General features: G+C 63.6%; 12 protein-coding genes. 5 read left to right on the top strand and 7 right to left on the bottom strand.

Features of this window, described 5'->3' with window-relative positions; translation table 11 throughout:
- Window positions 1-24: 24 nt before the first annotated feature.
- The 4 genes from MAIT1_RS13450 (at window position 25) to MAIT1_RS13435 (ending at window position 3,921) form a co-directional block, all read left to right on the top strand.
- Window positions 25-1,185, top strand: a complete 1,161-nt coding sequence (locus tag MAIT1_RS13450; protein WP_085443443.1) for a glycosyltransferase family 4 protein — start codon at window positions 25-27, stop codon at window positions 1,183-1,185.
- Window positions 1,182-1,871, top strand: coding sequence for a transglycosylase SLT domain-containing protein (locus tag MAIT1_RS13445; protein WP_241893480.1), 690 nt, complete (start codon window positions 1,182-1,184; stop codon window positions 1,869-1,871). The genes MAIT1_RS13450 and MAIT1_RS13445 overlap by 4 nt, the downstream gene beginning before the upstream one ends.
- 171 nt (window positions 1,872-2,042) lie before the next feature.
- Window positions 2,043-2,960 carry a LysR family transcriptional regulator gene (locus MAIT1_RS13440; RefSeq protein WP_085443441.1) on the top strand — a complete coding sequence of 306 codons (918 nt, stop codon included), beginning with the start codon at window positions 2,043-2,045 and terminating at the stop codon, window positions 2,958-2,960.
- Between the two features lie 28 nt (window positions 2,961-2,988).
- Window positions 2,989-3,921, top strand: a complete 933-nt coding sequence (locus MAIT1_RS13435; protein WP_085443440.1) for a LysR family transcriptional regulator — start codon at window positions 2,989-2,991, stop codon at window positions 3,919-3,921.
- Window positions 3,922-4,290: 369 nt separating this feature from the next.
- Here MAIT1_RS13435 and MAIT1_RS13430 read toward each other — a convergent pair whose 3' ends face one another.
- Window positions 4,291-6,762: a CHAT domain-containing protein gene (locus tag MAIT1_RS13430; protein ID WP_158089492.1), complete on the bottom strand. Its 2,472-nt coding sequence runs from the start codon at window positions 6,760-6,762 to the stop codon at window positions 4,291-4,293.
- A complete protein-coding gene (locus tag MAIT1_RS13425; protein WP_085443438.1) occupies window positions 6,755-8,590 on the bottom strand; it encodes an ATP-binding protein in 1,836 nt (611 codons plus the stop codon). Before MAIT1_RS13425 ends, MAIT1_RS13430 begins: the two co-directional genes overlap by 8 nt.
- 160 nt (window positions 8,591-8,750) lie before the next feature.
- Here MAIT1_RS13425 and MAIT1_RS13420 point away from each other — a divergent pair, with 160 nt between their 5' ends.
- On the top strand, window positions 8,751-9,752 hold the full coding sequence (locus MAIT1_RS13420; RefSeq protein WP_085443437.1) for a hypothetical protein: 1,002 nt from the start codon (window positions 8,751-8,753) through the stop codon (window positions 9,750-9,752).
- A 9-nt stretch (window positions 9,753-9,761) separates the two neighbouring features.
- On the opposite strand, the gene MAIT1_RS13415 is transcribed toward MAIT1_RS13420, so the two are convergent.
- From MAIT1_RS13415 to MAIT1_RS13395, 5 genes are all read right to left on the bottom strand, one after another.
- Complete coding sequence (locus MAIT1_RS13415; RefSeq protein WP_085443436.1) at window positions 9,762-10,340, bottom strand: septation protein A; 579 nt, start codon at window positions 10,338-10,340, stop codon at window positions 9,762-9,764.
- Between the two features lie 113 nt (window positions 10,341-10,453).
- Window positions 10,454-11,593, bottom strand: coding sequence for a hypothetical protein (locus MAIT1_RS13410; RefSeq protein ID WP_085443435.1), 1,140 nt, complete (start codon window positions 11,591-11,593; stop codon window positions 10,454-10,456).
- Between the two features lie 269 nt (window positions 11,594-11,862).
- Window positions 11,863-12,273, bottom strand: a complete 411-nt coding sequence (locus MAIT1_RS13405; RefSeq protein ID WP_085443434.1) for a hypothetical protein — start codon at window positions 12,271-12,273, stop codon at window positions 11,863-11,865.
- A gap of 51 nt (window positions 12,274-12,324) precedes the next feature.
- Complete coding sequence (locus MAIT1_RS13400; protein WP_085443433.1) at window positions 12,325-12,942, bottom strand: hypothetical protein; 618 nt, start codon at window positions 12,940-12,942, stop codon at window positions 12,325-12,327.
- A complete protein-coding gene (locus MAIT1_RS13395; protein ID WP_085443432.1) occupies window positions 12,939-16,067 on the bottom strand; it encodes an efflux RND transporter permease subunit in 3,129 nt (1,042 codons plus the stop codon). Before MAIT1_RS13395 ends, MAIT1_RS13400 begins: the two co-directional genes overlap by 4 nt.
- Between the last annotated feature and the right edge of the window lie 42 nt (window positions 16,068-16,109).

Raw genomic sequence — 16,109 nt, 5'->3', positions numbered from 1 at the left:
CGCAAAGCGAAACACTCCCCAGGCATGGCGCACTCCGCTGACCGCATGGACGCCAACTATGGCGTGCTGATTCAGAACGAACCCACCAGCTATCTGGTCGCGCGACTGGCCGCCTTCGCCGCTGCGCCCGGATTCCCCAACGTGCGCGTCTTCTTTATCGGCGCCAATCTGAGCCAGAATTGGGGCATCGACCTGCCTGAAGAGATCGCCCAGGTGTTGCCCAATCGCCGCAGCGCCGCCGTGTGGCGACTGGCGCAGGCCATCTTTGACCGCCGCTGCCGATTCATCCACATCGCCGGTTGGGGCGGCTCGGCGCTACACCTGCCTGCGCTGCTGCTGATTCTGCTGTCGGGCAAGCCCTTCACCATGGAGTCGGACACCCCGGAGATGGGCGAGCGGCGCCATTGGCTCAAAGCGCTGCTGCGCCGCGCTTGGTTGCGTCTTCTGTTCGCTCGCGCGCTCTGGCTGCTGCCCGCCGGTTCGCCCCAGGCGCGCCTGATGCGCAATATGGGCGCCGATCCGGCGAAGATTCACCCATCACAATTGACCGTGGACGTGGCCGCCATCCGCCAGCGCCGGGAGGCGTTCTCCAGTGAGGATCGCGCGCAGATCCGCGCCCGCTACGGCGTTGCCGACGCTGATCCGGTGATTCTCTACGTCGGCAGGCTGGAACCCTATAAAGGGGTAATGCTGTTATTGGACGCTTTCGAGCAGCTCGCCGCCCAATGGCCCAATGCGCGCCTGCTGGTGGCGGGCGGCGGCTCATTGGAGGCGGAGGTTCAAGCGCGCGCACAGACCAATCCGCAGCTTATCGCCCTGGGCCGCGTGCAACCTCACGAGGTGATGATGCTGATGTTCAGCGCCCACATGCTGGCGATGCCCTCGCGCATCGAGCCGTGGGGGTTGGTGGTCAACGAAGCCATGGCCGCCGGATTGCCGGTAATCGCCTCGGAGTGCGTGGGGGCGGTGGAGGATCTGATCAGCGATGGCGTCACCGGCCTGATCCGTCCTCACCATGACGCCGCCGCCTGGGCCAACGCCATGGCGCAAATGGCTCGCAACCCCCAGCTCCGCGCGCAACTGGCGCAAGCGGCCGACCAGCGCATCGCTCACTGGACGCTGCAGGATCAGGCCCGCATCTTCCAGGACCATTGGAGCCCGCTTCTCCGAGGCGACGCCCCATGACGCCCCCATCCCGCCACGGTATGCTCAGGACCATGTGCCGCCAAACATCGCCCGCTTGCGCCCACTCTGGGGCCTCCGCCCGTTTTCTGTCCGCCACGCTCCTGGCGTTGACGCTGCTGCTTGGCGGTTGCGCCTCCCTGCCCGGCAATATCGACGACGTCTGCTCCATGTTCCGCCAAAACGAGGATTGGTACGACGCCGTCAAGGCCAGCCAGAAGAAGTGGGGCGCGCCGATTCACGTGCAGATGGCCATCATGCACCAGGAGTCGAAATTCCAGCACGATGCGCGCCCGCCCAAGGAGTACATCCTGTGGGTTATCCCCTGGGGTCGCGCCTCCTCGGCGCTGGGCTACGCCCAGGTCCTCGACAGCACCTGGGCGTGGTACAAAAAATCCACCGGCAACCGCTGGGCCAGCCGCACCAACTTCGACGATGCGGCGGATTTCATAGGCTGGTACATGAATCTCACCCACAAAAAGAACGGCGTCTCAAAATGGAACGCCGAGCATCAATATCTCGCCTACCATGAAGGCCACGGCGGCTACGCCAAGAAGTCCTACCGCAAGAAACCCTGGCTCATGCGCGTAGCCAAAAAGGTGCAACGCAACGCCTCCCGTTATCGCAGCCAACTCAAACGCTGTGAAAAAGATCTCGATAGCGGCTGGGGCTGGCTGCCGTTTTTCTGATTCCCGCCCGTTCGCGCCGCAACGCCCTCGCGCAAGCAGTTGAAACGGAAATTGTTCACTGCCCTGATGAAAAAAATGTGATAGCTTGCATAAGCGCGCATAATGGTGGTGCGCAATTGCTGTCTAACCACAGCAATAAACCCATAAATCCCATCCGTTCGGAGCGCTTGCGTGAAAGAGGGTCTGGGAAAATTCGATTTGAACCTATTGGTGGCGTTTGACGCCCTCATGACCGAACGCGGCGTGACCCGCGCCGGACGGCGTCTGGGCATCACCCAAGCGGCCATGAGCAATACTCTGCGCCGTCTGCGCACCGCCTTTGATGACGCCCTGTTCGTCAAGACCGGCGCGCGCATGGAGCCAACCCCGCGCGCCCTGGAGCTGGCGGGCATGATCGAGTCGGCTCTGGATCTGGTGCATGAGGCGCTGGACCAGGATAGTTTCGACCCCGCCACGTCGCGCTACGTGTTCCGCATGGGCATGGTGGACTACACCGCGCCGCTGGTGTTTCCGCCGCTGCTTGAGCAGATGGAGCGCAACGCCCCCAACGTCACCCTTGAGGTGGCCAACACCGGCGACTTTCACGGTGAGATGATCGAAAGCGGCGAAGTGGATCTGATCCTCTCCCGCGTGGAGGATCTGCCGCCCAACGTGCACCATCGCCTGGTGCGCGAAATGCCGTTTGTGGTGCTGTTCCGTCCCGACCATCCGGTGTTGGCCCATGGCGGCGCCACCCTCAAGAACGTGCTGGCGTGCAAACATGTGCACTACTACCCCCCCGGCATCGAAGAGTCCTTCATCGACGTGGCGTTGGATAAAATCAACGCCCATCGCGACATCGCGGTCAAACTGGAGTCCTTCGGCATGCTGCCGACGCTGGTGTCGCAGACCGATCTGATCGCCACCATCAACAAAGCCGCCGCCGACGTGGTGGCCCCGGCCATGGGTCTGACCAGCGCGCCGCTGCCGTTCCCCTGCCCGCCGCTGCAGTTGGCCATGGCATGGCACGATCGCACCGAACACAGCCAACCCAATATCTGGTTCCGCGAACAGGTGCAGCAGGCGCTCAACGCGCCGCGTCCCCAGTGACCCGACCCCAGCCGCGGGAAGATCGCCGATGAAGCGCAATCTGAACAAGTTCGATCTCAATCTCCTGGTGGCGTTCGACACCCTGATGATGGAGCGGGGCGTCACCCGCGCCGGGCGCGCCCTGGGCATCACTCAGGCGGCCATGAGCAATACGTTGCGTCGCCTGCGCGAGATCTTTGACGACCCCTTGTTCGTCAAAAGCGGCGCCCGCATGGAGCCCACTCCGCGCGCTTTGGAGTTGGCCGAACCGGTGGCCCTGGCGCTGCAGAAGATCCGCGTGGCGTTGGACCAGGAGCGTTTCGACCCCTACGGCTCCAAGCGCACCTTCCGCATCGGCATGCTGGATTATTTCACCGCCATGTTGATGCCGGAGTTGACGCAACTGCTCAGTCGCGTGGCCCCCGGCGTGGTGGTGCGCGCAGTGGATGTGGGCGGCGAAGATGAGATCAGCGCCCTGGAGCGCGGCGATGTGGACATCATCTTCTCGCGCTTTCAATGGGTGCCTCCCAAGGTGACGCTGAATCGTCTGCTGGAGATGGAGTATGTCTGCCTGCATCGCAAAAACCACCCTTTGGTGGGCGATGGCAAGCTGACCATGGAGGCGCTGCTGGAGGCGCGGCATATTCAGTACTACCCGCGCGGCATGGATAACACGGTGGTGGATGAAGCGCTGGCGGAGCGGGATCTGCATCGACAGATCGTCTGCCGGTTGGGTTCGTTCGGCATGCTGCCGGCGCTGGTGGCGGGCAGTGATTTGATGACCTGCATGCCCGAAGGGGCGGCGCGGGTGATGGCGCGTCAGGCCAATCTGCAGGTCTCGCAACTCCCCTTCCCCACCGCCAAATTGCGTCTGGCCATCGCCTGGCATCCGCGCACCGAACGCGATCCGGCGCACATCTGGTTCCGCGAGCAGGTCAAGACCACCATTGAACGCTCGGAGTGGCGTCGCCAGCCGGAGTAATTTTCTGACCCACCTGACCGCCCAGCCCACACGCTCTGCGGGCTGGTGACGCGTGTTCCCGACACACAGCTATAGCCAGTCAAACCGAGAATCGGACAGGCTCGGATTTTGGATAATGGAAGATATAGTCGCTAGCATTCAAAAGTGCACATATAGGCGCTGAAAGATATCGAGGGCTTCGCCCTCGAGCTCCCAAGGTCACAAAATCCAAACCGTGGGCGCTGCCCACACCCGCTTAAGGGTCACAGACCCTTAAGAATCCCGCCAAATTTCCGTTGGAAATTTGGCCCATAGTCAGCGCAAGTCCGGCCTACGTCACGCAAACATTGGCCGTTCTGTGCAGTTTTGGTTTTGACTCACTCTACAACTTTACGGGTTCTGCGCGCTCTCTCCCGCATACACGTAGGGCGCCCAGTAGTAGGGATGCTCGTAGCCTGCGGCGCGCATCTCCTGCTGGGTGGCGCGCAGCGCCTCCTGCGGCGTCATGCGCGCCAAGTTGGCGTAGTAGGCCAAGATGAACTGTTGCGTCGCGTCTGGCTCGGTGCGCCACAGCGAGGTCAGTACGCCGCGCGCCCCGCCATACAACCACCCCGCCTGAAACGCCGCCGCCTCCAGCCCCGTATCGGCGCCATCCCGCCAAGGGAAATAGACCCCGGAGAAGGTGGCCACGCGCCAACGCCAGGGGTGCTGGAACAGCTCCGGCAGCAACAAACGCCCATCCTCGCCGCCGCCCGGCAGCAGATTCAACCCGGTCTTGCGCCACTGCTCGGCGTCAAAACGCCCATCCAGCGCCACATGCAGATAGCGATAACTCTCGCCTGCGCGCACCAGCCCCGCTTCGGTGGCCTTGGCGCCGGTGAGCACCCGCGCCTGATCACGCACCGGACGTCCCGCCATGGCCAGCGCCACCGCCTCCTGCCGCGCCAAAGCCAGCGCCTGACGCTGCGCCGCGCCCTCCTGCCCCGGATCCACATCGGGACCAGCGTGCCCCACCGCCAGCAGTTGCCCCTCAGGCTCAGGGCCGGTTTGCTGCTGATTTAGCCACACTGCGGCGTAGAAGCCCGGCAAGCGACGCATGGCGAAGCGGCTCATGAGCGGCTCGGCGCTGCTCTGCGGGTCGATGAGCGCCCCTAGAGGCACCCCGTGAATCGCCCCCGAGGGGATGGTCAGCAGCTTATCCGCCCCCTTCAACTCATCGGCCAACGGCCCGATCAGACGTTGATAGAGCGCCTCAGCGGCGTCCTGATAGCCGGACTTGTCTGGATTCTCCAAAATCGAGCGGAACAGCGCCGCCAGTTTCTGTAGATTGTCCCCACGCAGCGCCACCCCTTTGACCCGACCATCGGCATAGGCCACAAAGCCCCACAACTTGTCGCCGTCGCGGAAGTAGACCAAGAGACGCTCGCGCGGACTCAACTGCGCCAACAGCGGCGCCAGAGAGGGCTTGCCCGCCCCCACCAACGGGGCCATGCGCGGGTACTGCTTGGCGATGCGCGCGCGGATTTGCGCCGGTTCGGCGGCCTTAGTCTGCACCGCAGCGCCGTCGGCGAGAAAATCCCGCTCCAGCAGACGCGCCTCGGCTTCATCTAACGCCTCCACCAGCGCCGCGCCCGCCTCGTCCACACCGGCAAACGACTGCTCCTTGGCCAGTAACGACACCAACCGCCGGTGCCGTCCGCGTTCGGCGGCCAACAGCGCCTCGGCGTCGCGGTGCTGTTCCAGCAGCAGCGCCACCAGATCCTTATATACGGCGCTGGGGTCGCTGGTGGCGAAGCCGGTCTGTGCGGTTTCGCTCTGAATCAGCGAGCGGCGCGACTCCCCCGCCGCCATGGCGCGGGTGAAGAAGTCGATGGCCCCGGCCACATCGCCCGCGCGCTGCGCCAGACGACCGCGATCATACAGCGCCGCCACCTCCAAACTGGGGTAGTTGACCCGGTAGGGGTTGGCCAGGAACAGATCATAGCTGGCCGCCGCTTCGCTATCCTGCTGGGTTTCAAACAGGGTTTTGGCGAACATGAAGAGCTGCGGCAAATAGCTGGCGGGAACCGATTTGATGCGCTCGGTGCGCTCAATGGTGGAGAGCGCCTCCATGGCGCCCTGCACCGGATTGATGAAAGAGACCGCCACCATCACCACGGCGAAGGGGTTGAGGGTGGTCTGTTCGCGCACCAACTCCAGCGCGGCTCGATAATCCTTCAAGGCGATGAGAATCTGCACCTGCGCCAAGGCGCGCAGGCGCGAAAGCTCTTGCATATTGCTGGGGCCGAACACCTCATTGGTGCGCTGAATGAATTGATAGGCCTGCTCGCGTTTATCCAACAGGGCGTAGGCCAAGCCCGCAGCACGATAGACATCCAGCGTCAGGAAGGCCCACTCGTCCACCTCTTTTTCGATGCCGACCCACTTGTCACGCACCTTCTGCAGCTGCGCATTGGCCTCCAAGGCGTCCTTAAGCGCCGCCTCATATTCGCCCAGATCGATACGCATTAGGGCGCGCCAGGCCAGCACCGGCGCCACTTTTTCGCCATAGGTGACGGGAATTTTCTCTTCAGTGAAGTATTGCGTGGTTTTGTCCGCCGCCACGCTCTTCAGATAGTGGTCGGCGCAGCGCATGAACTGCGTATAACGGCGGGTTTCGAAGTAGGCCTTGCACAGGTCCTGCAACGGCTCGTAGGAGAGCTCATCGGAGAGTTTATACTGGGACTCGAAGAAAGCGATGGCCTGATGGTGTTGGCCTTTGAGGCGAAAATGGCGCATCTCCCAACTGGGGTCGCTGGCGCACCCGGCCAACAACAGCGCCATCATCCACACCGCCGCTCCGAGCAGCGCGCGTTTAGCCATTCCCACCGCCATTGGCGTAGCGTCCAATCAACTCCAGCAACTCCTTTTTGCGCACCGGTTTGGGGATGTGCGCATCACATCCGGCATCGACACAGCGTTCGATATCTTCGGGGAAAGCGTGGGCGGTCACCGCAATCACCGGCGTGGGCGCAAGTCCCTGCTCAGCCTCCAGCTCACGAATCTCCCGCGTGGCGGTAAAACCATCCTTAACCGGCATCTGAATATCCATCAGCACCAGATCAACCGGTTGTTCGCGAAATGCGTCCACACCCTCTTGACCATTGCGCGCAATGATCAGTTCCACCGGCTGTTTGCCCAGATAGGCGCGCATCAGCGAAATATTATCCTCGGCGTCCTCCACCAGCAGTAAGCGCGCCGGTTGCGCATCAGCCTGAGGCTGCTGCGTTGGCGTGGCGGTCACGATCTGCTCGCGTCTCGCCTCAGCCGCGCTCGCCTCCACCGCCAGTTCCATCACCGCCTTGGGCAACGGAACAGTGAAGGTGAACACGCTGCCTCCGTTCGTCCCACCGCTCTGCATGGCGAGCTCGCCGCCCATCATCTCCACCAGACTACGACAGATGGAGAGCCCCAGTCCGGAACCGCCATAACGCCGCGTGATCGACTCATCCTCCTGGGCGAAGGGGGCAAAGATCTCCTGCTGATGCTCCTCCTGCACGCCGATGCCGGTATCACGCACTTCAAAGCGTATCAGATTGGCCTCGCCCGCAGCGCCGTCTACTTGGGCCGCGGACACGGTAATCTCGCCTTGGTCGGTGAATTTCACCGCATTACCCAGCAGATTACTGAGCACTTGGCGCAGTTTGTGGGTATCTCCCAGCACACGCTTGGGCGCGTTCTTATCCAGTCTCAACGTCACCGACAAGCCCTTCTCCTGGGCCAGATCCGCAATCAAACCAATCTCCGCGCGCAGCATCTTCTCCAGATCGAACGGGCGCAGCTCCAGCTTCAAGCGACCCGCCTCCACTTTGGAGAGGTCCAGAATGTCGTTGATCAGCCGCATCATGGACTCGCCAGCGCGGTGCAGCAGATCCAGACGCTTGCGCTGTTCGTCGTTCAGTTCGCTCTCGCTCAGCACCTCGGTCATGCCCAACATGGCGTTGAGCGGAGTGCGAATCTCGTGACTCATCACCGCCAGGAATTCGCTCTTGGCCTGGGAGGCCTTCTCGGCGTTATCCCGCGCTTTGGCCAGAGCAGCCTCGGTCTGTTTGAGTTCGGTGATGTCCAGGAACAGACCCACCATGCCTTCCGGCTTGTCATCAGCGCTGCGCCACACCCCCTTATGGAACACCACGTTGCGCTTTTGCCCATTGGCGTAGCGCACTTGAGCCTCATACTTCTGGCTCTCACCCGCCGCCAGCAACTCTTGATCGGCCTGGTGGTAGGTGATGGCCAGCTCCTGTGGCGCGATATCGAACACACTCTTGCCAACCAGGTCCATCTCACGCAGACCGATGTACTCGGAGAACGCCTGATTGCACCCCAGATAGCGCCCTTCGGCATCCTTGTAGAAAATCGGCGCGGGGATGGTTTCGATGAGAGTCTTGAGGAGGTTACGGCTCTGACGCGCGTGGGCGCGTTGACGGTGGGCGCGTTGCAGCACATGGCGTGTGTGTAGCCGCCAGTCCAGCAGACTCAGCGCACCGCCTACCAACAGCAGCGCCAAGCTGGCGCTCCCTGCATAGCGCGCCACATCGCCCAATGCGAACAGCCCGGCGGTGAGACCCGAACCCAGCAACACCCCGCCAACCAGCAAACGCCACCGATGGCGGCGCGGGTCCGGCGCGTAAGCTTCGTCTAACGGGAACATGGGTTGGGCCACCCTGACATTGGCGTCGGTTATGATATTCTACCAGTGGGATTGGTCTTGGAAGCAGCGGAATGGGCGCCCCCTCCAGAATTCACGCATTCTGACTGCTAAAGCGCTTCCAGGCGGCAACACTTTACCACGGAATATCCGAGTAGGGAAAATGTTCAAGAGGATTCTGCCCCGCGCGCTGCTGCGCGATGATGGACGGCCCCATTGGCGGCAGATCGCCGCCCATGGGACGCAGGCGATTTTTCTCCTGGCGGCGCTGGCGGCGGTCATCGTGATTCTGATTCTGGGCCTGCCCACCACGCCGGGCGCCGCGCTGCTGGCGGCGGCGATGGCGGCGACGACTCTGGGCATGATCGGCTGGGCTTTGCGGCGTATTATCCAAGGCCCGGAGCATACCCCAAAACCGCTCCCTTTTGGCCCCGACAGCTCCTTGCGCCAAGGTTGGAACTGGGCGATCAATCACCTCGTCCTACGCCTGCGCGCCTATCAACCGGGCTATTTTCTGGAGCCTCCCAAAGCGCAGACGGAGGCCAGTCAACGCAGTGGTTTTGCGCGGATTTTGACAGCGGAACTGGCCCAGGTTCGGCAACCGGAACTGGCCGCTGATCAGGAAGAGGCGGACTATTATGAAAGCCTGGAGCTGCTGGCGGCGGCGCGTGAGACCGAAGCTGACGAAGAGTTCCTGGCGGCGATGAATGGCGCATCGGAGGCGTTGCAGGAGTCTACATCAGAGCCGGGGCCAGAGCAGAGCCCCGAACCGCCGCTTGAGATCCCATCCCCACCGGCGCCGAAGCCACCGCCACCGCCGCAGGACGACTTCCAGGAGAATCCCGACTGGATGCAGCGGAAACAGGCGTGGTTGGAGCGGCAGTTGGAGAGCCGTCAGGCGCAATACGATGAGGAGATTGAGCGCGTCTACGCCGAGCCGATCAAGCCGCGCGCGGTGGGCGCCGCACGTCAGGAGGAAGCCCCGCCCTCGCCGCTGGAGCGGCTGCGCGAGGCGGGCATGACCCAACGTGATGAGGAGAGGCAAGCGCCAGAGCCCCCCACTGAGGCCGAAGCCTGGGACGATGAGGCGCTGTGGGAGGAGGATCCCGAGGATTGGGATGAATATGACGAACTGGCCGAGGCCAACACGCCGAAGAAGGGGTAGCGCACAAGCTTAGTGCGCCGAGCCGTTGACCTCGTCGTTGTCGGCGGCTTCGGCCTCCTCCTCGGGGTGGGCCACACGCATGATGTAGGCGGTCTGCGCCATCACGAACAGCAGCATCAACCCCATCAGACCGAAGAGTTTGAAATTGACCCAGGTTGCTTCCGAGAAGCTGTAGGCCACCAGCAGGTTCAACCCACCGGAGAAGGTGAGAAACAGCGCCCAGGCCACATTCAAGCGCCGCCAATGGATCTCATCCATGCGCACTTGCGCGCCCAGCATGCGTTGCGTCAGCGGCTTGTCGGTAAACAGCCCGGTGCCGATGAAGCCCAGCGCCAACAACCATTGCAGAATGGTGGGCTTCCACATGATGAACTGGGGATTGCGCAGAATCAGCGTGGCGCCGCCAAACCCCAGCACCAGCCAAAAGGTGATCTTCAGCATCGTCGAGACCTGTCCATGGCGAATCCACTGGAACAGGCACTGCAGCGCCACCAGAATGATCAGCGTCAAAGTGGCGGCATAGATGCCGTAGAGTTTATACACGCCGAAAAACGCCGCCACCGGCAGCAGCTCAAACAGCATACCCATGATTTTCCAAAGCCTTCCTTGCCATCGGAGTGGGAGAGCGCCATCCCTGGGCCAATGCGCGATTATTTCCTGCACAACAAGATGCATCCAACAGGCCAACGCATCCTGCCGCCTTATGCGCCAAAAGGCGAGGGTTGCTCGGGCGGCGCCCCGCGCAGCGGGTTGGCCAGCGCCCATATGCCCTGCGCCAGGAACCAGGCCACCACCAGCGCGGCGCCCAGACGCGCGGCCTCCACGCCGAATCCCGCCAGCACGCCGCAGAGCAGAAAAGCCAAACCGCGCCAACCGCCGCCCAATCCCAGCAGGCGTTGCGCATTATGACGTTTGGGCATGAGCGGGAGTTCCGTCCAGATCCATAGCGGGGCCAGAAACGCCACTGCGCCGGTGACCAACGGGAACAGAAATGCGATAAAGAAGTAAGGCAATAGGTTAGTGGGATCCACCCAGCCGAGCAGGGTGAACAGCCCCATCAGCGCCAACCCCGCCAGCCCGCCCACCGCGCACAGCAGCGATTTGGCCGCGCCGCGCCAGCCGCCCACGGCGGCGCGTTGCGTCCACAGGGCGCGAGCATAACGAACCAATGGCGCCAGCCAGAGAATCAATCCCACCACCGACAGAATCCGCCCCCAGTGGCCGATCCCCTCCACATGGGCCAACGCCCCGCCCAGCGCCATGCCAAGCACGCCGCCCGCCGCATAAGGCCAATCCCGTTGCAGCCGCGCCAACGCCCCGGCATCGCTATACCCCGCTACGGTGGGCAGCAGCACCTGCACAGTGCCCAGCGCGGTCAGGCCGACGAAGCCCAGCAGGTTCATATGCAGGTGCAGACTGCGCATGGCGTCCCAGCTCTCAGGCCACAGATGCCCCACGGTAATGGCGACAAGCCCGATCAACAGGCTGGCCAGGGCCAGTTCATACCAGCGCAAACAGGGGTTGGGCGCGCCCAGACAGGCGCGACGACTGCGCAGCGTCCAGTTGAGCGCCCCCAGCACGGCCAAAACGCCCACACCGGTGGCCATGGGCAGCAACAGGCGCTCTTCCGCCACCACATAAAACGCCAACGCACCGGCAATCAGCGCCAAAGCCGGCCAAACCAGCGTGCGCGACGCAGGCGGGGCGCTGCGGGTGAGCGTGGGGGCGAAGTAGAGGATATTGCCCATGATGAGAGGAAAGATCCCCACTGCCAGCACCGCATGGGCCAGCGCGGCGGGGGCATAGGCGTCGGTGAGCGCGCCATGGGCGATGAACGCCATCAGACAAAGCAGCGCCACGAAAGGCAGAGTACGATTGAGGAGTGCGCCTGTGTGCATCGGATTTATTTAAACGTTGGAGAGGGCTGATGAGAGGCGTTTAAAGATACTGGGGCTTCGCCCCAGACCCCGACCAGGGCTTTGCCCTGGACCCATGAGGGCTCTGCCCTCAACCCGCCAGGGAAATGATTTCCCTGGACCCTCGTGAGTTGGCTCCGTGCGCGCCGGAATCTCTGTGCGTGTACTTGATGGCCCGCGTGACGAATTCGTGATTATTGCTGAGGCTGCTCCGCACCTTCATTGCCAGACACAGCCTGGGCAATATACGCCACCAGCTGCGGCCCCCAGGCTGCGGGCAGATCCGTCGCCGCCAATTTCAGGCCATCGAGCAGCGCCGCACCCTGCTCCACCCGCAACGCCGCCCGCGCATCCAGCAGCGGCGCGCGATTGTGCTGCGGATCGCTCTCACCACCGCGCACGTCCAGATGCTCCGCAGAGCGCTGCCCGGCGCGCCACACAAACGCCCGCTGCTTGCCCAACGCCTCATAGGAGAGGTGAAAGCGAACCAGCGCGCCCGCATCATCCAGCCACACGAACAGATCCACCGAGCGGTTGCGCCACCACTGACGCTGGCCATTGGCTTCATCACGACGACCGCCAGCGATCTCCCGCAGTCTATCCATGCGTCAGCGTCCGCGCGTTGATGCGCATCAAGGTGAAGGGAAATTTACAATTTAGTGGAGATTGCCATCGCCGCCTTGAGCAGAACGCGGCTTTGCGCCACCGCTCGGCGCCGACGGCTCCAAGCCAGGAAAACGCAACTGCATGTCCCAATCGGCCTTGGCCACGGAGTCGCCAAACAGTTTGCACACATTGTGGAACAGCGACACCGTCATGGTCAGGCTGATCCCCTCCCCCTCTTCGGGATTGAGGGTCATGCGCACCGAGCCATCCTCCATATTCTGCAACGCGCAGGTCGCCACCAATGGAATCACCTCGCCCGCCTCGCGCTGACGCGCCTCCGGGGCGGCGTCGGAGGAGGCATTGGCCGCGTCCGCCTCAGGCGCAGGCGCGGCATCGCGCTCCTGATACGGCGTGGCGAAATCCCCCGCCGCATTGGCCGATTCATGACTGAACGCCATCATGGCGCGGCGCGACACCGGATCCACCGCGCCGCTCTGAGCCGCGCGCTGATCCAACAGCGACACAAATCCGCCCCACAACCGTTTGACCATGCGCCGGGTGAACCAGAACTTCAGCTCTTCGCGATCCGGCGAATTGATGCGCAGCAGCAGGCGATCCTCCAGCGGCGCATAGCGCAGTTGAATCTGCTGTTGCGGCGACTCGCTCATGCCGTGGCCTCCTTGGCGGCGCGGCGCAGAGCGCGGCCTTCGCTCCAGCGCATAAAGGTCAGATAGAGCAGCGGGGTCAAAAACAGCGTCAACAGGGTGGAGAAGGCCAATCCCCACACGATGGCGGTGGCCACCGGCCCCCACAGCAGCGACTCCCCGCCCAATCCGGTAGCCAGGGAGAAGAGACCGGCGATGGTGGTCAAACTGGTGATGAGGATGGGGATCACCCGCCGACGCGCCGCATAGACGATGGCGTGGCGCGCGCTCATGCCCAATTCGCGCCGGTCATTGGCCGCCGAGATCAGCACAATGGCGGAGTTGACTGCAATGCCCGACAGCGCCACCACCCCATAGAGGGTGTAGAGGCTCATGGGGTTGCCGCTCACATAGAGGCCGAACACCACCCCGGAGAAGGCCATGGGCACGGTGATGAGGATCAAGAACGGCTGGAAGTAGCTGCGGAACTGCGCCCCCAGGATCATGTACATCACGCCGATGCCGAACAGGAACAGCACGGCGATGTCGTTCTGGCTCTCGGTGATGTCGTCGAGAATGCCGGAGAAGTCCAAGTCGATGCCCGGATGGCGCGACTGCATTTTGCTCCAGGCGGCGCGGATCAGGTCGGCGGCCTGGGTTTCGTTGGTCAACTCCTTGTCCAGATCCGCCTCCACGGTGACCGCGCGACGATAGTTGAAGTGGGCGATATCGTCCACCCCGCGCTGAATCTCCGCCCGCGCCAGGGTTCCCAGCGGAACCGAGCCGCCGCCGGGCAGGGCGATGGGCGCGGCCAGCAGCGCGGCGGCGTCGGCCCAGTGGCGCTGGGCGGCGCGCACCCGCACCTCCACCTTCTCACCCTGATGCTGGAAGCTCACCGGGGTTTCGCCATCGGCCAGCAGACGCGCCACGCGCAGGGTCTCGGCGGGGGAGAGCCCGGCGCGACGGATGGCGTCGTCATCGGGAACCAGGGTCAATTGCGGACGCCCGGGCACGTAGTTGTCGGTGATGTCGCTGGAGCCGGGGATGGTTGTGATCATCTCCTTCAGGTCCGCCGCTGCGGCGAGAATGGCGTCAAACTCATCGCCGCGCACCTTCACCGACACCGGCTTGGTCACCGGCGGCCCGCCTTTGAGAATAAAGAAGGTCAGCTCCTCCGGCCCGGGGGTGGCCTCCACCGCCGCGCGCATGCCATCGACGATGGCGTCCATGCCGCGCTCACGCATGCGTTTGGGATCCAGCGACACCAACACCTGGGCGAAGCGGTCGCCGAAGAAGGGTTTGGTCTCGGTCATCATCAGGCCGGCATAGGGCACCGCCGCCACCAACTCGCCGGGTTCGGCGTTGGCCACCACGCGCCGCGCCGCCTCTTCGGCCACCGCCTGGCTCTGCGCCAACGAGGCGCTGGGGGGCATTTTGACGTTGACGTAGAACAGCGGGAAGGCGTCGAATGCGAAGAACTCCATGCGCACCTGCTGCGAGGCCACCAGACCGATGGCCCCCACCAGGGGCAGCAGACAGATGAGCAGAAAGCGCAGCGGACGCCGCAGCACATAGACCAAGCGACGGATATAGAACAGCCGCAGCTCCTGCATGATGCGCGAGCGGGCGCGTTGAATGCGATTGGGACGGGAGAGATTCAAACGCATGGCCGCCACGTGGGCGGGCAGCATCCAGTAGGATTCCAGCAGACTGAAGGCCAGCGCCAGGGTCACCACCATGGGCACCACCTTCATGAAGTTGCCCAGAATGCCCGGCAGCAGCATCAGCGGCATGAACGCCGCCATGGTGGTGAGCACCGAGGCGGTGACCGGCGCGAACACCTCGCGCAGACCATCGACGCAGGCGGTGAGGGTCTCGGCGCCGCGCTCGATGCGCACATGGATCGCCTCCACCACCACCACGGCGTCATCCACCAGCATGCCCAGGGCGATCACCACCCCCAGCAGCGCCATCACGTTGAGGGTCTCCCCCATCACAAACAGGGAGGCGAACGCTCCAGCCAGAGTGAACGGGATGCCCAACCCCACCAGCAGCGCAATGCGCCCGCCCAGGAAGATCCAGGCGGCGATCATCACCAGCACCAGACCCAGCAGCGCGTTGGTCTGCATCACCGACAACACGTCGCGCACAAAGTAGGTGGAGTCGTTGGCCAGGGTGAGTTTGACCCCGGTGACGTCGGTGAGCTTATTGTACTCCTCAACGTAGTCGCGCACCCGTTCGGTGAGCTCCAGCACGTTGACGTTGGCCTGTTTGGTGAGGTTGAGCAGAATGCCGGGCTGGCCGTTGATGCTGGCGGTGGCGGTGCTCACCGAGCGCGCGCGGCTCACGGTGGCCACATCGCCCAGGGTCAGCGCGCCCAACTGCGGCGCCGCGCCGATGCGGCGCAGGGAGTCGGGGATCGGCCAGCGCGCCAGGGCGTCGGGATCGCTGCTCACCCCGTGCAGACGCAGCACCCAGCTCTCAGAGCCAATGCGCGCGGAACCGGCGGAGAAGTCCTTGAAGCGCGCGGCGATCAGATCCGACAGCGTGCTGGGCGAGACCCCGGCTGCGGCCAGTTTGTGCACATCGAACTCAATGTGCAGCTCGGGCTCGTCGAGGCCCATGGCCTGCACCGCATCCACCCCGGACAGCCGCTCCAGTTGGCGCACAATGCGACGGGTTTCACGGCGCAGGTTCTCCCCCCGCGCCTGGCCCGAAGCCACCAGCGAGACGGTGGGGAAGCCGTTGGAGCTGGTGATCTCCAGCAGTTTGGGATCCTCCGCCTCCTCTGGCAGCTCGCGCTCTTTGTTCTGGATCTCACGGCGCAGGTCGGCCAGCCGCTTGTTGTAGACCAGGGGGTCCAGTTCGCGGAAGCGCACCAGAATGTTGGAGACCGAATCCCGCGAGCTGGAGATGACGAAACGGATGTCATCGACGCCCTCGATGGCCTCCTCCAGCACGTCGGTAACCAGCTTTTCGACGTCTTCGGAGGCGCCGCCGGGCAGCACCGTGGTGATGTCGATCCAGTTGAAGTTCATCTCCGGGTCCTGCTGACGCGGCAACAGGAAATAGGAGATCACGCCGATGATCAGAATCACGGCGAAGGTGAGATTGGCGAAAACGTGGTTGGAGAGAAAACCGCGCAGCATGGCCCGGACCTTACATCATCCCGCCTGCAGCCCCGCCCAGCG

The sequence above is a fragment of the Magnetofaba australis IT-1 genome, from assembly GCF_002109495.1.
Lineage (GTDB): Bacteria > Pseudomonadota > Magnetococcia > Magnetococcales > Magnetococcaceae > Magnetofaba > Magnetofaba australis.
Note: the sequence above shows the minus strand (reverse complement) of the source record. Positions and strands in the feature narration are given on the sequence as shown.

Bases quoted from the DNA above. Each gene is read 5' to 3' on its own strand.
- MAIT1_RS13405 (WP_085443434.1), bottom strand. From the start codon at position 12,273: ATGGATAGACTGCGGGAGATCGCTGGCGGTCGTCGTGATGAAGCCAAT.
- MAIT1_RS13395 (WP_085443432.1), bottom strand. From the start codon at position 16,067: ATGCTGCGCGGTTTTCTCTCCAACCACGTTTTCGCCAATCTCACCTTC.
- MAIT1_RS13400 (WP_085443433.1), bottom strand. From the start codon at position 12,942: ATGAGCGAGTCGCCGCAACAGCAGATTCAACTGCGCTATGCGCCGCTG.
- MAIT1_RS13430 (WP_158089492.1), bottom strand. From the start codon at position 6,762: ATGGCTAAACGCGCGCTGCTCGGAGCGGCGGTGTGGATGATGGCGCTG.
- MAIT1_RS13410 (WP_085443435.1), bottom strand. From the start codon at position 11,593: ATGGCGTTCATCGCCCATGGCGCGCTCACCGACGCCTATGCCCCCGCC.
- MAIT1_RS13420 (WP_085443437.1), top strand. From the start codon at position 8,751: ATGTTCAAGAGGATTCTGCCCCGCGCGCTGCTGCGCGATGATGGACGG.
- MAIT1_RS13450 (WP_085443443.1), top strand. From the start codon at position 25: ATGGCGCACTCCGCTGACCGCATGGACGCCAACTATGGCGTGCTGATT.
- MAIT1_RS13425 (WP_085443438.1), bottom strand. From the start codon at position 8,590: ATGTTCCCGTTAGACGAAGCTTACGCGCCGGACCCGCGCCGCCATCGG.
- MAIT1_RS13445 (WP_241893480.1), top strand. From the start codon at position 1,182: ATGACGCCCCCATCCCGCCACGGTATGCTCAGGACCATGTGCCGCCAA.
- MAIT1_RS13435 (WP_085443440.1), top strand. From the start codon at position 2,989: ATGAAGCGCAATCTGAACAAGTTCGATCTCAATCTCCTGGTGGCGTTC.
- MAIT1_RS13415 (WP_085443436.1), bottom strand. From the start codon at position 10,340: ATGGGTATGCTGTTTGAGCTGCTGCCGGTGGCGGCGTTTTTCGGCGTG.